13 protein-coding genes are annotated in these 17130 nt (G+C 64.5%); 6 read left to right on the forward strand and 7 right to left on the reverse strand.

What is annotated here, in order from left to right; all coding sequences use genetic code 11:
• The first annotated feature begins 17 nt into the window (after window positions 1-17).
• Together ACIP21_RS23585 and ACIP21_RS23590 are read left to right on the forward strand one after the other, a co-directional pair.
• On the forward strand, window positions 18-635 hold the full coding sequence (locus ACIP21_RS23585; protein ID WP_400692792.1) for a LysE family translocator: 618 nt from the start codon (window positions 18-20) through the stop codon (window positions 633-635).
• Window positions 636-690: 55 nt separating this feature from the next.
• Window positions 691-1491 (forward strand): class I SAM-dependent methyltransferase, encoded by an 801-nt coding sequence (locus ACIP21_RS23590; protein WP_400692795.1) that lies wholly within the window; start codon window positions 691-693, stop codon window positions 1489-1491.
• 22 nt (window positions 1492-1513) lie between these two features.
• Here the strand turns inward: ACIP21_RS23590 and ACIP21_RS23595 are convergent, their stop codons facing one another.
• Window positions 1514-2899 carry a GntP family permease gene (locus tag ACIP21_RS23595; RefSeq protein ID WP_400692798.1) on the reverse strand — a complete coding sequence of 462 codons (1386 nt, stop codon included), beginning with the start codon at window positions 2897-2899 and terminating at the stop codon, window positions 1514-1516.
• Between the two features lie 502 nt (window positions 2900-3401).
• Window positions 3402-3770 carry a hypothetical protein gene (locus tag ACIP21_RS23600; protein ID WP_400692801.1) on the reverse strand — a complete coding sequence of 123 codons (369 nt, stop codon included), beginning with the start codon at window positions 3768-3770 and terminating at the stop codon, window positions 3402-3404.
• A 419-nt stretch (window positions 3771-4189) separates the two neighbouring features.
• Between ACIP21_RS23600 and ACIP21_RS23605 the strand changes: the two genes are divergently transcribed.
• Window positions 4190-5119, forward strand: a complete 930-nt coding sequence (locus tag ACIP21_RS23605; protein ID WP_400692803.1) for a malate dehydrogenase — start codon at window positions 4190-4192, stop codon at window positions 5117-5119.
• Window positions 5120-5206: 87 nt separating this feature from the next.
• Here ACIP21_RS23605 and ACIP21_RS23610 read toward each other — a convergent pair whose 3' ends face one another.
• The 3 genes from ACIP21_RS23610 to ACIP21_RS23620 all read right to left on the reverse strand — a co-directional run bounded on the left by ACIP21_RS23610 (window position 5207) and on the right by ACIP21_RS23620 (window position 11822).
• Window positions 5207-6172 carry an arsenic resistance protein gene (locus tag ACIP21_RS23610; protein WP_400692806.1) on the reverse strand — a complete coding sequence of 322 codons (966 nt, stop codon included), beginning with the start codon at window positions 6170-6172 and terminating at the stop codon, window positions 5207-5209.
• Between the two features lie 257 nt (window positions 6173-6429).
• A complete protein-coding gene (glyA, locus tag ACIP21_RS23615) occupies window positions 6430-7683 on the reverse strand; it encodes a serine hydroxymethyltransferase (protein WP_400692808.1) in 1254 nt (417 codons plus the stop codon).
• 308 nt (window positions 7684-7991) lie between these two features.
• A complete protein-coding gene (locus ACIP21_RS23620) occupies window positions 7992-11822 on the reverse strand; it encodes an EAL domain-containing protein (protein ID WP_400692810.1) in 3831 nt (1276 codons plus the stop codon).
• A 239-nt stretch (window positions 11823-12061) separates the two neighbouring features.
• Here ACIP21_RS23620 and ACIP21_RS23625 point away from each other — a divergent pair, with 239 nt between their 5' ends.
• The 3 genes from ACIP21_RS23625 (at window position 12062) to gdhA (ending at window position 16069) form a co-directional block, all read left to right on the forward strand.
• Window positions 12062-12466 (forward strand): hypothetical protein, encoded by a 405-nt coding sequence (locus tag ACIP21_RS23625; protein WP_400692813.1) that lies wholly within the window; start codon window positions 12062-12064, stop codon window positions 12464-12466.
• A gap of 278 nt (window positions 12467-12744) precedes the next feature.
• The gene (ettA, locus tag ACIP21_RS23630) at window positions 12745-14412 is read left to right on the forward strand and encodes an energy-dependent translational throttle protein EttA (protein ID WP_400692815.1); all 1668 of its coding nucleotides are present in this window, start codon (window positions 12745-12747) and stop codon (window positions 14410-14412) included.
• A gap of 316 nt (window positions 14413-14728) precedes the next feature.
• A complete protein-coding gene (gene gdhA, locus ACIP21_RS23635; RefSeq protein ID WP_400692818.1) occupies window positions 14729-16069 on the forward strand; it encodes an NADP-specific glutamate dehydrogenase in 1341 nt (446 codons plus the stop codon).
• Window positions 16070-16186: 117 nt separating this feature from the next.
• On the opposite strand, the gene ACIP21_RS23640 is transcribed toward gdhA, so the two are convergent.
• Together ACIP21_RS23640 and ACIP21_RS23645 are read right to left on the reverse strand one after the other, a co-directional pair.
• Entirely contained in the window at window positions 16187-16684 is a 498-nt protein-coding gene (locus ACIP21_RS23640) for a GreA/GreB family elongation factor (RefSeq protein ID WP_400692821.1), read from the reverse strand.
• Window positions 16685-16750: 66 nt separating this feature from the next.
• Window positions 16751-17107 (reverse strand): hypothetical protein, encoded by a 357-nt coding sequence (locus ACIP21_RS23645; RefSeq protein ID WP_400692823.1) that lies wholly within the window; start codon window positions 17105-17107, stop codon window positions 16751-16753.
• Window positions 17108-17130 lie beyond the last annotated feature (23 nt).

Consider the following 17130-nt stretch of genomic DNA (forward strand, 5'->3'; position numbering starts at 1 on the left):
ATTCCTGGAGACATCACGTGGACTACCTTCCCCAACTGTTGACCATTGGCGCCGTCATGCTCCTGGCCTGCGTAAGCCCCGGCCCCGACTTCATCGCCGTCACGTCCAACGCCTTGGTGAGCCGCAGGCGGGGGATTGGTGTTGCATTGGGCACCAGCGCGGGCATCACCCTCTGGGCGGTGCTGGCCATCGTCGGCCTGGGTGTTTTGCTGAGCACGGTGGCCTGGCTCTATGACGCGATTCGCGTCGTGGGCGCGGGGTATCTGATGTACATGGGCATCAAGATGCTGCTTGGCGCGCGGCGTCCTTATGGTGACCTTGAAATCAGCAGGACGCAGAACACCAGCACACCAGCTCCCCGCGTCGGGTTGCTGGTGTCCGCGACAAACCCGAAAGCCGCGGCGTTTTTCGGTAGCTTTTTCATCACAGTGCTGCCTGCGCAGGCCCCGTGGTGGGTGCTCGCCGCTGCGGTGATTGTCGTCACGGTTGTCTCGTTCGCCTGGTTTTCGACGCTGGCACTGATGTTCTCCACGGACCGGGTGCGGGCGTGTTACGCGAAGGTGCGTCGGCCGATCGATGCCGCCATGGGCGCGGCACTGGTGGGGCTTGGCTTGCGGCTGGCCCTGGTTCGATAACGCCAGGCCAAGCTGCTAATGTCAGTTACCTCACCGATCCAGTACGAGGTTCGAAATGGTTGTTCACAAGGATGTCATCGCCAGCAATCGTGATGCCTGGAATGCCTCTGCCGATCACCACCGGCGCAGCGCAAGCTGGCGCGAGCTGATCGAAGCGGTGCCTCACAAGGACTTTTCCTGCCTCGACGCGACCCTGACCGAGGTGTTGCAGCAGGTGGGCGTAACCGGGAAGTCGGTCGTGCAGATGGGCTGCAACAATGGCCGCGAAGCAATCTCTTTGTTCGCGCTTGGTGCGCTGGAGGTGGTCGGGGTCGATCAGTCCTGCGAGTTTCTCAAGCAGGCGCGGGAGCTGGCCGAGCGGTCCGCATATTTGCCGGAGTTCGTCGAGGCCGATATCCACGCGCTACCGGCAAGCCTCGACGCGCGTTTCGATGTGGCCTTGATCACCATCGGTGTCCTGAACTGGATGCCCGACCTCGCGGTGTTCTTCCGCCATGTTGCCAGGACGCTGAAGCCGGGCGGGGCGCTGGTGATCTACGAGACTCACCCGTTCCTGGAATTGCTCGATCCCGAAGCCGACGACCCTTGGCGTGTCCACGGGTCCTACTTCCAGACGGAGCCGGTGGTCGAACTAGGCGCCATTGTTTACGAAGGCAAGGGTGAGCCGAGCGGGCAGCCATCCTATTGGCATATCCACCGGCTGGGCGATGTGCTCACGGGGATCATCAACGCGGGTTTGCAGCTGCGTGCATTCACCGAGTACCCGCATTCCAATCGTGAGGATCTCTACGACGTCTATGTGCAGGGTGTGGCACAGATACCCATGTGCTACACCCTGCTCGCAGAAAAGCGCTGAGGAAGGGGGGCCGGGTTCCGGCTCAGCCCACCGCAATCGCCGCATTCAGCATCAACACCACGATCAGGCCGACCACCGCCACGATGGACTGAACCACCGAGATGGTCTTGGTGGCCTCACCCATGGTCATGCCAAAGGACTCCTTCACCATCCAGAAACCTGCATGGTTGGCATAGTTGAAGAACAGTGAACCGCAGCCGATGGACAGGGCCAGCAACGGCAGGTTCAGGCTCGGATCGGCACCGGCAAGCGGCGCCAGCAAGCCCGCAGCGCCGACGATGCCGACCGTGGCGGAGCCGGTGGACACCGACAGCAGCATCGCGATCAGCCAGCCCAGGATCAACGGCGGGAAGGCCGATTGCTGGGTCAGGTGCACGATGGCATCGCCGACCTTGGCGCTGGTCAGCATCTCCTGGAAGGCCCCGCCGCCGGCGATGATCATGATGATCGAGGCGATCGGCTTGAGGCTTTTGCCCAGTGCATCGCGCAGCTGTTCGGCATCGCCGCCGCGCGCCAGCACCAGGCTCGCGCCGGCGAACAGCACGCCCAGCAGCATGGCGATCAACGGGTTGCCGAGGAAGCTGGCCATCTGCAGCAGCGCATTGTCCTTGGGCAGCAGCATTTCGGCGACGGCATGCACCAGCATCAGGATCGCCGGCAGCAACGCGGCCAGCATGCCCACCACCACGCCGGGGCGGCGTTGATCGTCGGCTTTCTCAGCCAGTGTGAACTGGTCCAGCAAGGCCTGATCGGGCCGGGTGCTCATGCGCTGCGAAATGAACAGGCCATACAGCGGGCCGCCCAGGATCATGGCCGGGATCGCGGCCAGGAAGCCATAGAGCATGGTCGGCCCGACCGAGGTCTTGAGCACGGCGATGGCGGTCAAGGGGCCAGGGTGCGGCGGTACCATGCCGTGCATCGCGGCCAGCGCGGAAATCACCGGCACACCGACGTACACATACGCCGAGCCCTTGAAGCGGGCCTTGCTTTCCAGCTTGCGCGCCACGCTGAAGATCAACGGCAGCATGATCACCAGGCCCACTTCGAAGAACATCGGGATGCCGATGACGAAGGCAACCAGCATCATCGCCCAGGGGATCATCCGGTCCGAGGTGCGCTTGAGGATCACATCCGCGACCTGTTCCGTGACCCCGGCGTCAGCCAGGATCTTGCCGAGCATCGCGCCCAGCGCGATCACCACCCCGACCGCACCGAGTGTCTTGCCGGCGCCGGTGAGCAGGTGCGAGACGATACTGCCGGGCTCCATGCGGGTAGCGAAGCCCACGCCAATGGACACCACCAGCAAGGCCAGCAGCGGGTGCATCTTCAGGCGGGACACGATCAGCGCTACCAGCACCAGGACACTGACCAGAGCGGTCAGCAACAGCTGTATATCTAAGGGAGTCATTCAGGGAATCTCGGTTGGCCTGGCGCGCTAGCGGCGCTCAGGAATTGCGGGCGTGACGGGCGGTTCTGCGGGCAGCGGTGAGCCGCTGTCTGGCGTGGGCAGATGGCCGACGGGGTGCGCAAACTTCGAATTTCTCAGGGGTGGGACAGGCGGACGTAGTCGCGCCAGGCATGCGCCTAGGGCAGGGCAGTACGGTCATGGAACGATTCACCTTGTTATTTGGTCATCTATATGAATCGTTGCAAAGTATTTCCGGGACGGTGGGATGCTGTCAAGGGGATGTGGTTGTGCCGTGTGGGGCGTGCTGAGCGACATCGGCCATCTCATTAGCAGGCCTGTAGTGCATCCGCCGACAAATGTCATCTGCCGGCACAATTCGGGCCCCAACGTCTCAGAGGGGGCCCGCCAGCCTTGAACCCAGTACACCTGGCTCGCCTTCTGAAAAAAATCCCGCACGGTGGCGGGATTCGGCGTAGGGCTAAAGGCCTGGAGGCTTCGCAGCTTACTGGCTGTTGTAACCGCTTTCGCTTTTGTCGTAACGGACCTCATGCACCCGGAAGTTCACGCCGGTCGCGCCAGCGCCGGTGTACACGATGCGGCCTTGCCCTTTGTACAGGTCGATGATGCGGGTGGCGTCATTACCGAAATAGAACGGGATGTAGGCCTTGCCGGTGATGGTGTTGATGTTTTCAGTCGGCTGGCCGATCAGGTCATGTACCTGCTGCAGCGACATCCCTGGCTTGATCTTGGCGAAGGGGGTGCCTGCAGGTGCTGGTTTTGCCGGAGGCGCAGGTTGGGTAAGCCCGTTGCTGCACGCCGCCGTAGCGGCAACTGCCGAGATAAGGCCGATTTTCAGAAATTTACGGATCATGTGAAACAACCATCCTTAGTGGAACGAAACGTGGCTTCGCATCGACACTGGGAACGGCGCACATGAGGGAGGGGCGGTTCGTGTGCAGGAACCAACCATGGAGCAGGAACAGAGCACGCAAGTTGGCAAGGCAGATTGCCTGGATCGTTTTGCATGCGAAGGTGGGAACAGTGAAGCTTCCCGAGCCGGATCATCCTTGAACTGCAGCACTCCCTGTGCGCATCCCGCCGAAGCGTTTTGGCGGGGCGTATGTGAGCATTCACCACTGCACCTGTCAATCCCGCTGACGGGCATGCTTCCCGGCGACGCTGCGTGCCAGACCTTGTGTCCGGCGCGGGTAGCCTTTTGGCCCCGGCGGGCAATACTTCTCTCTACAAGTCGGCGTGCCCCGGTTGGCGCACGCCGCTGGGAGGTCTCAGGTGAACAAGTTATCCATCGTGGGTGCCGGGATCGTGGGCGAGGCAGCAGCCCAGGTCATTGCCCGGGAAGAATACTGCCGTGAGCTGGTGTTGCTAGACGTGCAGGGCGAGCTGGCGCAGGGCAAGGCGCTGGATGTTTGGCAGGCGGCCGTGGAGTCGGGGTCCGATACCCGGGTTTACGGCGGCGCCAAGGCCGAGATGCTGCAGGATTCCGACCTGGTGGTGATCACCGCGGGCGTGCCGCGCAAGCCTGGCCAGTCGCGCCAGGATGTGTTGAGCATCAACCTGCCGATCATCGACGGCATCATGCAGGACATCAACCGCTTCGCGCCGGCGGCGACGGTGCTGGTAGTGTCCAACCCGGTCGACGTGCTCACCTACCGGGCCTGGTCGCTCAGCGGGCTGGGGCGCGGCAAGGTATTCGGGCAGGCGGGGGTGCTGGATACCGCGCGCATGAAGTGCTTCATCGCCGAGGAGACGGGGTTTTCTGCCCGGGACATCACGGCACTGGTGCTCGGCGGGCATGGCGACAGCATGGTGCCGCTGATGCGCTACTGCCAGGTCGGCTCGGTGCCGTTGTCGCACTTCCTGGGCGATGAGCAGATCGAGCGGATCGTCGAGCGCACGCGCAAGGGTGGCGGTGAGATCCTCGGCTTGAAGAAGGTTGGCAGCGCCTGCGATGCGCCGGGTGTGGCCATCGCGCAGATGGTGGATGCGATTGCCAATGGACGTAACCGCATCTTGCCGACGGTGGCGATTCTCGAAGGGGAATACGGGCGCACCGACATCGCCATGGGCGTTCCCTGCGTGTTGGCAGGGGAGGGCATTGCCCGGGTGATCGAGTTGCCGCTGGATGCGCAGGAGCAGGCGATGTTCGATCACTCTGCGGATCAGGTGGCGCGGGATATTGCGGAGATGAAGGCGTTGTAAGCAAGAAGGAGCGGCGCCAGTTGTCGGGAAACCGGGGCTGCTTTGCAGCCCTTCGCGGCTGAAGGCCGCTCCTACAGGGGATAGCGGTCAGGCTTGGCCTGGGCGTATCAGCGCTGGCACCAGCCGGATGTAGATCAACTCGCACACCAGCTCGATCAGCGTCTGGGTAATCACCGCTGCGGCCGCCAACCCGCGCAGATCCTCTGGCAATGCCAGCGCCAACGGCAACACCACCAGCGAATTGCGCGTCGCCGCGCTGAAGGTCACCGAGCGTGCTTCGGCCACCGGCAAGCGCAGCAACCGTGCCGACACGAACCCGAGCAGTGGTGCCAGCAGCATGAAGCCGATGTACACCGGGACCACCGGCAGCAACCGCTCGAAATCCCGCGATACCACGGCAATCTGCGAGCCGATCACCGCCACCAGCACCAGCGCCATCGCCGGTACCGGCATCCACGCCCAGGCGTCGTTCCAGGCCGCCACCGCGCGGGAGCGGCGGGCGCTGGCGCTGGTGAGCACGGCGAGCAGCATCGGCAGCACGATCAACAGCACGAAGGCCTCCACGAACGGGGCGATGGCGATGGTCACGTTGCTGCCGTCGCCGAGCATCAGTGCCAGGTACAGCGGCAACAGCAGCAACTGCACCAGCAACAGCACGGGGGTGGCGGCGAGGGTCAGGCGCGAGTCGCCTTTGCCGATGTGGGTGAACACCACCACGTAGTCGATGCAGGGCGTCAGCAGCACCAGCAGGGCGCCGACCAGGATGGCCGGGTGGCTGACCAGGCCGCGGGTGAGGGCCCAGACCAGCAAGGGCACGAGGATGAAGTTGGCGAGCAGCAGGGCGGCCATGAAGCGGCGGTTGCCCAGGTTCTGGCGCAGGTCGAGGAAGGGGATTTGCAGGAACATGGCGTACATCAGCACGGCGATGGCGGGGGTGACCAGGCTCTGCAGCTGGCGCGCGGTGTCGCTGGCCAGCAGGCCGAAGGCCAGGGCGGCTAGCACGGCGGCGAAATAGATCGGGATCTGCCGGGTTTCGAGTTGTTCTCGGGTCAAGGTGGGGCCTGTGTCTGACGGGCTGAAAGGGGCACAGGGTAATACGCAAGCGCGGCGGGTTGCTCGATTTTGCCGTCTGGCACCGCCCCTGTGGGAGCGGGTTTACCCGCGAAGCAGGCGACTCGGTGGCTGGCACGGGCTCCGCCCGTGTTCGCGGGTAAACCCGCTCCCACAGGATTTCATGGTGGCGCTGCGAATCCGCAGAAATGAAAAAGCCCGGCACTGGGCCGGGCTTTTTCACGTCAGGCGTTTGCCAATCAGTTGCCGTACACCGGCAGCTGCTTGCAGATGGCCTTGACCTTCTCACGCACGGCGTCGATCACCGCGTCGTTGTTCAGGTCGGCCAGGATGTCGCAGATCCAGCCGGCCAGCTCGCGGCACTCGGTTTCCTTGAAGCCACGGGTGGTGACGGCTGGGGTGCCGAAACGCAGGCCCGAGGTGACGAACGGGGAACGTGGGTCGTTCGGCACCGAGTTCTTGTTGACGGTGATGAAGGCTTTGCCCAGGGCCGCGTCAGCGTCCTTGCCGGAGATTTCCTGCTTGATCAGCGACAGCAGGAACAGGTGGTTCTGGGTGCCGCCGGACACCACGTCGAAACCACGCTCGATGAACACTTCGGCCATGGCCTGGGCGTTCTTCACCACTTGCTGCTGGTAAGCCTTGAACTCAGGCTGCAGCGCTTCCTTGAAGCAGATGGCCTTGGCGGCGATCACGTGCTCCAGCGGGCCGCCCTGGGCGCCAGGGAAGACGGCGGAGTTCAGCTTCTTCTCGATGTCGGCGTTGGCACGGGCCAGGATCAGGCCGCCGCGCGGGCCGCGCAGGGTCTTGTGGGTGGTGGTGGTGACCACGTCGGCGAACGGCACCGGGTTCGGGTAGACGCCAGCGGCAACCAGGCCGGCGACGTGGGCCATGTCGACGAACAGGTAGGCACCGACCTTGTCGGCGATGGCGCGGAAGCGGGCGAAGTCCAGCACCTGCGAGTAGGCCGAGAAGCCGGCGACGATCATCTTCGGCTTGTGCTCGACAGCCAGGCGCTCGACTTCGTCGTAGTCGATCAGGCCGTTGCCGTCGATGCCGTATTGGATGGCGTTGTACAGCTTGCCCGACGAGCTCACCGAAGCACCGTGGGTCAGGTGGCCACCGTGGGCCAGGCTCATGCCCAGGATGGTGTCACCGGCCGACAGCAGGGCCAGGTAGACAGCGGCGTTGGCTTGCGAGCCGGCGTGCGGCTGGACGTTGGCGTAGTCGGCGCCGAACAGCTCCTTGGCGCGGTCGATGGCCAGTTGCTCGACGACGTCGACGTACTCGCAACCACCGTAGTAGCGCTTGCCTGGGTAGCCTTCGGCGTACTTGTTGGTCAGGACCGAGCCCTGAGCTTCCATGACTGCCGGGCTGGTGTAGTTTTCCGAAGCGATCAGCTCGATATGCTCTTCCTGGCGCAGGGCTTCTTGCTGCATGGCTTCGAAGAGCTCGGCGTCGTACTTGGCAATGGTCAAATCACGGCTGAACATGGCGGTCCTCAAGGATCGGGGTAATTTGGGGGGGCATTCTAACCGATTGATCCGCGCCTGGCATATGAAGTGGCGTCAAGTCGCGGACCAATGGGCCTCATGTTGCATCCCGCGCCGTTTCTGGGCTGGAGTTGACTTGGAGGTCCGCTTTTTTCACCTGGATTTCAGCCGCGACGCGGGCCCCTGTGGGAGCGGGTTCATCGAGGCGTCGAACCGCCGCGAAGAGTGCGACGCGGTGGATGGCACCGGCTGCGCCGGTGTTCGCGGGTGAACCCGCTCCCACAGGGGTTACTGGAGGCTGCGGCGGGTTACTGGAACATGAACAGGGTTTCGTTGGCGAACTGCGCCTCGAACTGGTTCGCCGGCATCGGCCGCCCGAACAGGTAGCCCTGCACCTCGTCGCAACCATGCTCGCGCAGGAATTCCAGCTGCTCGTGGGTCTCCACGCCCTCGGCGATCACCGCCAGGTTGAGGCTGTGGGCCATGGCGATGATCGCCCGGGCGATCTGCGCGTCCTGCTCGCCCTCGGGCAGGCCGTCGACGAAGGTGCGGTCGATCTTCAGCACGTCGATCGGGAACTGCTTGAGGTAGTTCAACGACGAGTAGCCAGTGCCGAAGTCGTCGACCGCGATGCTCAGGCCAAGGTTTTTCAGGCTGGCGAGGATCTGCAGCGCTTCGTTGACCTCGCGCATCAGGATGCTCTCGGTCAGCTCCAGTTCCAGGCACGCCGGCGGCAGCCCGGACTCGTCGAGGATGGTGGCGATGCGCGTGCCCAGCTGGCCGTCGGAGAACTGCCGCGCCGAGATGTTCACCGACACCTTCGGCACCCGCACCTTGGCCTTGTGCCAGGCCTTGAGCTGGCGGCTGGCCTCGCGCAGCACCCAGTCGCCGATGTCCACCACCAGGCCCAGCTCCTCGATCACCGGGATGAAATCGCCCGGCGGCACCAGGCCGCGGGTCGGGTGGCGCCAGCGCAGCAGGGCCTCGGCGCCGGTCAGGCGCTTGCCGTCGCCACTGAACTGCGGCTGGTAGTAGAGGATGAACTCGTTCTGCTCCAGGGCGTGGCGCAGGTCGCTTTCCAGCTCCAGGCGCTCCAGGGCGCTGGCGTTCATCTCGGCCTGGTAGAACTGGAAGTTGTTCTTGCCGCGCTCCTTGGCGTGGTACATGGCGGTGTCGGCGTTCTTCATCAGCTGGCTCAGCTCGTTGCCGTCCTGCGGGCTGAGGGCGATGCCGATGCTGGCGGTGACGAAGAACTCGCGGCCCTCGAGCACGAACGGCGTCACCAGGCTGGCGAGGATGTTCTCGGCCACATGGATGGCGCTGTTCAGGGCCATCTCGCGGCTGGCGCGCGGTTGCAGCAGCAGGGTGAACTCGTCGCCGCCCATGCGCGCCACGGTGTCGTCGTCGTCGACGCAGGCCAGCAGGCGCAGGGCCATGTCCTTGAGCATGCGATCGCCTGCGGCGTGGCCGAGGGAGTCGTTGATCGGCTTGAAGCGATCGAGGTCGAGGAACATCAGCACCACCCAGGCCTTTTGCCGCTCGGCCTGCTGCAGCGCGGTGTGCAGGCGGTCCTGGAACAGCGTGCGGTTGGGCAGGTGGGTGAGGGCGTCGTAGTACGCCAGGCGGTGGATGCGCTGCTCGCTGGCCTTGCGCTCGCTGATGTCGGTGAAGAAGCACACGTAGCTGGCCAGGTCGCCCTCGTCGTCCAGCACCGCGGTGATGCCGACCCAGGCCGGGTAGTGGTCGCCGGCGCGGCGGCGGAGCCATACTTCGCCTTCCCAGCTGCGGCGCTGGTTGAGTTGCTTGAGGATGTAGCCCAGGTGGCCTTCCTGCTGCTCTTCCACCACCAGCATGCCTGGCAGCTGGTCGAGCACGTCGCTGACTGCGTAGCCGCTGACCCGGCTGAAGGCCTCGTTGGCCTGCACGATGTAGCCGGCCGGGTCGGTGATGAGGATGGCCGAGGTGGAGTGCTCGAACACCGTCGCGGCCATGCGCAGGTCTTTTTCCGCGCGACGTTGCTGGCTGATGTCGCGGCCCACGCCCAGCACGCCCTCGAAGCGCTCGTGCTCGTCCCACACCAGCACCAGGCGCAGCTCGATGGGGATCTTGCGCCCGTCGGCGCGCAGGCAGTCGAACAGGAACAGCTGGGTGGGCAGGTGCTGGCGCAGCTGGGCCAGCTGCGCGCTGTCGCCCATGGCCCGGCTGACGCGCTCCAGCAAGCTGTAGATGCCGGTGAGCTGGGCCGGGTTGGCGACGATCGATTGCCAGCCGTTGCTGAAGATCCAGTCGGCCTGGTAGCCCAGCACGGCGTGCACCGAGGGGCTGACGTAGTTGAGCTGCAGCTGGCTGTCGGTGGAGAAGATCACGTCGCTGATGCTTTCGGCGAGCATGCGGTAGCGCTGCTCGCTGTCACGCAGCGACTGGCTGGCCTCGATCTGCACGGTGACGTCCTTGCCCACGCCGATGATCCGCGTGACCTGGCCATCGCCGTCGCGGGTCAGTACCTGCTCGCGGATGTCGTAGCAGCGCCAGCCGCCGTCGCGGTGGCGGAAGCGCAGCTGGGTGTGCAGCGACTGGCTGTGGCCATTGTCGCGCTGGCGCTGGCGCATGGCCCGATATTCGGCGGCGTCCTCGGGGTGCAGCAGCAACTCCCAGAAGCGGTCGCCCATCTGGGCCAGTTCGGTGCGGTCGTAACCGAGGGTCTGGCCGAGGTGGCGGTTGCTGAAGATCATCCGCTGGCTGAACACGTCCTGCACGTAGAGTTGGTCGGGCACGGTGCGCACCACGTCCGACCAGAAGCTTTCGCGCTCCAGCAGCGACAGCTCGACCTGCTTGCGGCTGGTGATGTCGCTGATGCTGAGGATCACCGCCTGGTAGTCGCGGCGCTGCTCCGGCAGGCGCGCCATCAGCCATAGGTGCAGCTCGCCGCCCAGCGGCGCGGGCAGGCGTACCTCCAGTTCCAGCAGCGGGCGTTGTTCGATCAGCGCGTCGATCAGTTGCATGCCGATGCTTTCGCGGCCATCGCCGCTGCCGTCGATCAGCCGCTGCCAGGCACCTTCGTGGCAGTCGACGTTGAGCAGCTGGCGCGCCACCTGGTTGATTTCGGTGATCTTCAGCTCCAGCAGCAGGGTGCGCCGCAGGTTCGGGTCCAGGGCCAGGCTCTGCTTGAGCGCGGCGTGGTTGCGCAGGTGGTAGCGGTCGAGCTGCCCGGGCAGGCTAGACAGGTCGAGCACGCACAGGGCCACGCCGGTGCCTTCGAAGATTTCCTGGTAGCGCCGGCGGTCCTCTTGCAGGGCGCGCTGGCGGCGGCGCATGTTGAACAGCGCCAACACCGGCAACAGGGCGCAGAACAACGCCAGCAGGCACTTGCCGAGCAGTGCCGGCAGCAGCTTCTGCTGGGCCAGGCCTGCGTCGAACAGGCCACGCAGTTGCCAGGCGCTGTTGTCGATGTACGCCAGCAACACGCTTTGCAGTGGCTCGCCACTGGTGTGGGCCGGGGCGTGACGCTCCAGCACCTCGCCATTGCGGCTGTTTTCCAGCAGCCACAGCGGGTGGGAGGGGCCGTCCAGGTGCCCGGTGAGGTCATGGTAGTAGGCGTTGGACAGGCGCAGCAGCCAGTAACCGCGGTCCTGCTCGGCGGCCTGGCGCAGCAGCAGGTAAACGGTGCGGTTGTCCGCCGAGTTGGCGAAGAAGTAGCTGCGGCCCTGGTTCAGTTGCAGCAGTTCGTCAATCAACTGACGGTCGGGGCTGCCGGCCAGGCTGTCGCTGCGCAGCTGCCCGCTGTGGTCCAGCCAGGCCAGCTCGCGCAAGGCCGGCAGGCGTTCGCGCAGGGTGCCGAGCAGGCTGGGCAGGGCGGCAGGTGACGGCGCCTTGACGTAGGGCTGGACCACATTCAGCGCCTGCTGGGCCTTGAGCGCCATGTTCAGGCTCAGGTGGTCGGCCAGTTCCGCGCTGGCAACCAGGGTCTGCTGGCGCTGCTCGGCCTGGGTGTGGCGGAACTGGGCGAACAGCTGCCACAGCAGCAAGCCCAGCAGAATCAGGGCCAGCAGCGCCAGCGCACCCTTCACCGAACCGCGCAGCGAAGTGACCGTGGCCGTGGGGGCGGTGCTCAGCGGGGATGGATGATTGAGATTGGTCAAGCGTCGGTCCTGCGATTGGGCTGGCGATGGCAGGGAGGGAACATGCACGGTGTATGCCGCAGTGGTGCACGCGGGGCGGACGCCCGAAACGGGCTAGCATGCCTGTGATTATGGCTATGTGCCAGCTTTGTGTGACGAGTGCCAGTGGTCGCGGTGCGGGTGGGGTGTTCGGCAAGGCCCTGCTTCCTGTGCGAGAATGCCGCCCGCTTCACATGACAACGCATCGGAGATGTTCGGATTTGGTTACTCACTTTTCCTCCAATGGCCTCGATTCCGCCTGTGGGCGCAGCAGTCAGACCCTTGTCAGCACTGCCGTGACCGCGGACGTATCCTGCAAATCGTGCCAGCGCTCGCTGGTCAAGCCAGAGGCGGCTGCGGCCGCGAAAAACAAGACGCCATCGCTGGCTGAACTGCGCAAGACCGCCAAGGCGGCACCCGCAGAGGCGGCACCTGTGGCGGCCGTGGCCAAGCCCGCTGGCAAGGTTGTGAATACGCCTGCTGCGGCCAAGCCTGCCAAGGCGGCCGAACAACCGGCCCGCAGCGGTGGTTTCAGCGTCAAGGCCGCCTATGCCGCACGCCTGGCCGAGCAGGGCGACCGCTGCCGCCTGCCGCGGGGCAAGGCGGGCAAGCAGCGTCACGTCTGAGCCTTCGCCGGCCTCTTCGCGGGTAAACCCGCTCCCACATGCCCTCAAGGGCGGTGATATCCCTGTGGGAGCGGCTTTAGCCGCGAAGAGGCCAGCACAGACAATTAAGACCTCCCAGGATCACCCCGATCCCACCCCACCCGCCGACCACCCTGTGCAACGCCGCGCGTTGGCGTAGAATGGTCCACTTTCTTCACTACACCCCGTCAACACATCCCCTTGGCCATCCGCCAGGGCGATCGTCGATGTCTTTACCTATCTGATTAGAGGGCTTGGTTTTGGCTCAATACGTCTACACCATGCATCGGCTGAGCAAGGTCGTGCCGCCGAAGCGGGAAATTCTCAAGAACATTTCCCTGTCGTTCTTCCCTGGCGCCAAGATCGGCGTGCTCGGCCTGAACGGCGCCGGTAAATCGACGCTGCTGCGGATCATGGCGGGCGTCGACAAGGAATTCGACGGCGAAGCACGCCCGATGCCCGACATCAACGTTGGCTACCTGCCCCAGGAACCGCAACTGGACCCGACCAAGTCCGTGCGTGAAGTGGTCGAGGAAGCCGTCAGCGTGATCAAGGACGCCCAGGCTCGCCTGGACGAGGTCTACGCTGCCTACGCCGACCCGGACGCCGACTTCGACAAGCTGGCCGCCGAACAGGCCAAGCTCGAAGCCATCCTGCAGGCCGCCGACGGCCACAACCTCGAGCGCCAGCTGGACGTCGCCGCCGACGCCCTGCGCCTGCCGGCCTGGGACGCGCGCATCGAACACCTGTCCGGTGGCGAGAAGCGCCGTGTGGCCCTGTGCCGCCTGCTGCTGTCGGCCCCCGACATGCTCCTGCTCGACGAACCGACCAACCACCTGGACGCCGACTCGGTGGCCTGGCTGGAGCGCTTCCTGCACGACTTCCCGGGCACCGTGGTGGCGATCACCCACGACCGTTACTTCCTCGACAACGTCGCTGGCTGGATCCTCGAGCTGGACCGCGGTGCCGGTATCCCGTACGAAGGCAACTACTCGGGCTGGCTGGAAGCCAAGTCGGACCGCCTGGCGCAGGAATCCAAGCAGCAGAGCGCCCACGAGAAGGCCATGAAAGAGGAACTGGAGTGGGTGCGCAAAGGCGCCAAGGCCCGCCAGTCCAAGTCCAAGGCCCGCCTGCAGCGCTTCGAGGAAATGCAGTCGCAGGAATTCCAGAAGCGCAGCGAAACCAACGAGATCTACATCCCGGCCGGCCCACGCCTGGGCGACAAGGTCATCGAGTTCAAGAACGTCAGCAAGGGCTACGGCGATCGCGTGCTGATCGACAACCTGTCGTTCGCCATGCCCAAAGGCGCCATCGTCGGCGTGATCGGCGGTAACGGTGCCGGTAAGTCGACCCTGTTCCGCATGCTGATGGGCAAGGAACAGCCGGACTCGGGCAGCATCGAGATCGGTGAAACCGTGCAGCTGGCCTGCGTCGACCAGAGCCGCGAGGACCTGGACGGCGGCAAGACGGTGTTCCAGCAGGTTTCCGACGGTTCCGACATGATCAAGATCGGCAACTACGAGATCCCGTCGCGCACCTACGTCGGCCGCTTCAACTTCAAGGGCGGCGACCAGCAGAAGTTCGTCAAGGACCTGTCCGGTGGTGAGCGTGGCCGCCTGCACCTGGCCCTGACCCTGAAGGAGGGCGGCAACGTCCTGCTGCTCGACGAACCGTCCAACGACCTCGACGTCGAAACCCTGCGTTCCCTGGAAGAAGCCCTGCTGGACTTCCCCGGCGCCGCCATCGTGATTTCCCACGACCGTTGGTTCCTGGACCGTGTGGCCACCCACATCCTGGCGTACGAAGACGACTCGAACGTGCAGTTCTTCGAAGGCAACTACACCGAGTACGAAGCCGACCGCAAGAAGCGCCTGGGCGATGCCGCTGCACAGCCGCACCGTGTACGGCACAAGAAGCTGGCCCAGTAAGCCAGGCTTTTGATGCACAGGAATGGGGCCATCGTCGGCCCCATTTTTGTGCCTGGCTGAAAAGCGCTGTTGGCTTCTTCGCGGGTAAACCCGCTCCCACAGGAAATTCAATGCCTGCAAGGCTTGTGCACGACCCCTGTGGGAGCGGGTTTACCCGCGAAGAAGCGATTCAGTGAAGGGTGGTTTTGTATACATTTATATAAAACGCACCAAATAATTTCATAAAAACGACATTCTGCCCTGTTCCAGTGCGATTGCTTCTTGGTACATTCCGGAAAAAACCAATAAGTCCAATCCTCTTGGTGAGATGTCTATCATGATCGAATCTGTCGACAATTTCCTCGCACGCCTGCAGCAACGCGACCCCGGCCAACCGGAATTCCACCAGGCGGTGGAAGAGGTGCTGCGCACCCTGTGGCCGTTCCTCGAAGCCAACCCTCACTACCTGCAGTCCGGCATCCTCGAGCGCATCGTCGAGCCTGAGCGCGCGGTGCTGTTCCGCGTGTCGTGGGTGGATGACCAGGGCAAGGTCCAGGTCAACCGCGGCTACCGCATCCAGATGAACAGCGCCATCGGCCCGTACAAGGGCGGCCTGCGCTTCCACCCGTCGGTGAACCTGAGCGTGCTCAAGTTCCTGGCCTTCGAGCAGACCTTCAAGAACTCCCTCACTTCGCTGCCCATGGGCGGCGGCAAGGGCGGCTCGGACTTCGACCCGAAAGGCAAGAGCGACGCTGAAGTGATGCGCTTCTGCCAGGCCTTCATGAGCGAGCTGTACCGCCACATCGGCGCAGACTGCGACGTACCGGCCGGTGACATCGGTGTCGGTGCCCGCGAGATCGGCTTCATGTTCGGCCAGTACAAGCGCCTGGCCAACCAGTTCACCTCGGTGCTGACCGGCAAGGGCATGACCTACGGCGGCAGCCTGATCCGCCCTGAAGCCACCGGCTATGGCTGCGTGTACTTCGCCGAGGAAATGCTCAAGCGCAAGGACCAGCGCATCGATGGCCGTCGCGTGGCCATCTCCGGTTCCGGCAACGTTGCCCAATACGCTGCGCGCAAGGTCATGGACCTGGGCGGCAAGGTGATTTCGCTGTCCGACTCCGAAGGCACCCTGTACGCCGAAGCTGGCCTGACCGACGCCCAGTGGGATGCGTTGATGGAGCTGAAGAACGTCAAGCGCGGCCGCATCAGTGCGCTGGCCGAGCAGTTCGGCCTGGAGTTCCGCAAGGGCCAGACTCCATGGAGCCTGCCGTGCGACATCGCCCTGCCGTGCGCCACCCAGAACGAGCTGGACCTGGAAGACGCCCGCACCCTGCTGCGCAACGGCTGCATCTGTGTGGCCGAAGGCGCCAACATGCCGACCACCCTGGCGGCGGTGGACCTGTTCATCGAAGCGGGCATCCTGTATGCGCCGGGCAAGGCGTCCAACGCCGGTGGCGTGGCCGTGTCGGGCCTGGAGATGTCGCAGAACGCCATGCGCCTGCTGTGGACTGCCGGTGAAGTGGACAGCAAGCTGCACCACATCATGCAGTCGATTCACCATGCCTGCGTGCATTACGGTGAAGAGGCCGATGGCACGGTCAACTACGTGAAGGGCGCGAACATTGCGGGCTTCGTGAAAGTGGCCGATGCCATGCTGGCGCAAGGCGTGGTCTAAAAAGATCCGCGTTTGCTTCTTCGCGGGTAAACCCGCTCCCACAGGGTTTCCACTGGCTTCGGCCCGGTGCTATCCCTGTGGGAGCGGGTTTACCCGCGAAGAGGGCGAATGAATTTCTCAGGCATCATTCTCGATGGCTACTACTTCGATCAGCTGATCCCCCACCGGCCTGCGCCACACCACCTCATCCCCAGGCCCCGCCCCGAGCAACGCCCGCCCCAGCGGCGAGCCCCAGTTGATCATCCCGCGCCCGGCATCGGCCTCGTCCTCGCCCACCAGCTGCACCACCTGTTCCTGGTCGTGTTCATCGACGAACCGCACCCGGCTACCGATCTGCGCCTTGCTGCGTGACGTCGCCGCTGGCACCACCTGGGCACTCTGCACCCGCGCGCTGAAATAGCGCAGGTCGCGTTCGGTATCGGCCAGTCGCTGCTTGTCAGCACGCTCGCCCAGCGCCTGCAATTCGCTGCGCAAGGCATTGAGCTCGGCCACCCGCTGTTGCAGCTGGCGCAGGCCATTGGCGGTGACGTAGTTGGGCTGGTCGCTGACGCGCCGCTCCACCGGCTGGTCCGCCTGGGCGGCAGCCTGGTCTTCGTTGACGAATGCTCGGCTCATGGAGGCCTCCTGGTACAGGAGACCATGGTGGCAGGTTGGCGGTTTCAGTGAATGTCCGTTTGCGACTCAATTACGGCGGTAGGCGCGCCCCTCGTCGCGGTTCTTTTCCTGCTGCCACTGGCGATCACGCTCATCCCAGAACCGTTCGCGGTACTGGCGCTCGTCCTCGCTGTTCTGCATCGCCTGGCACTGGCGGAAGCCGTCGTCCCAGCCGCTTTCATACGGGCGCTCGTGCAGGTAGCGCGGCACGTTCTTGCGAAACGCGCCGACCATCAGCCCGGCCGCCTGGCGGCCACTGCTGCAACCGTCCTGGAAACCGTCGGCATAGGCGGGGGGATAGCCGTGGCTGACCATCTGCTCGTGGGTGGTTTCGCAACCCGCCAGCAGCAAGGCAACGCACAAGCCGAACACGTACCGCGACATGACCACCTGGACCCTTGGGGAGA

Origin of the sequence: Pseudomonas sp. NPDC089401, from assembly GCF_044749485.1 — a bacterium.
Taxonomy (GTDB): domain Bacteria; phylum Pseudomonadota; class Gammaproteobacteria; order Pseudomonadales; family Pseudomonadaceae; genus Aquipseudomonas.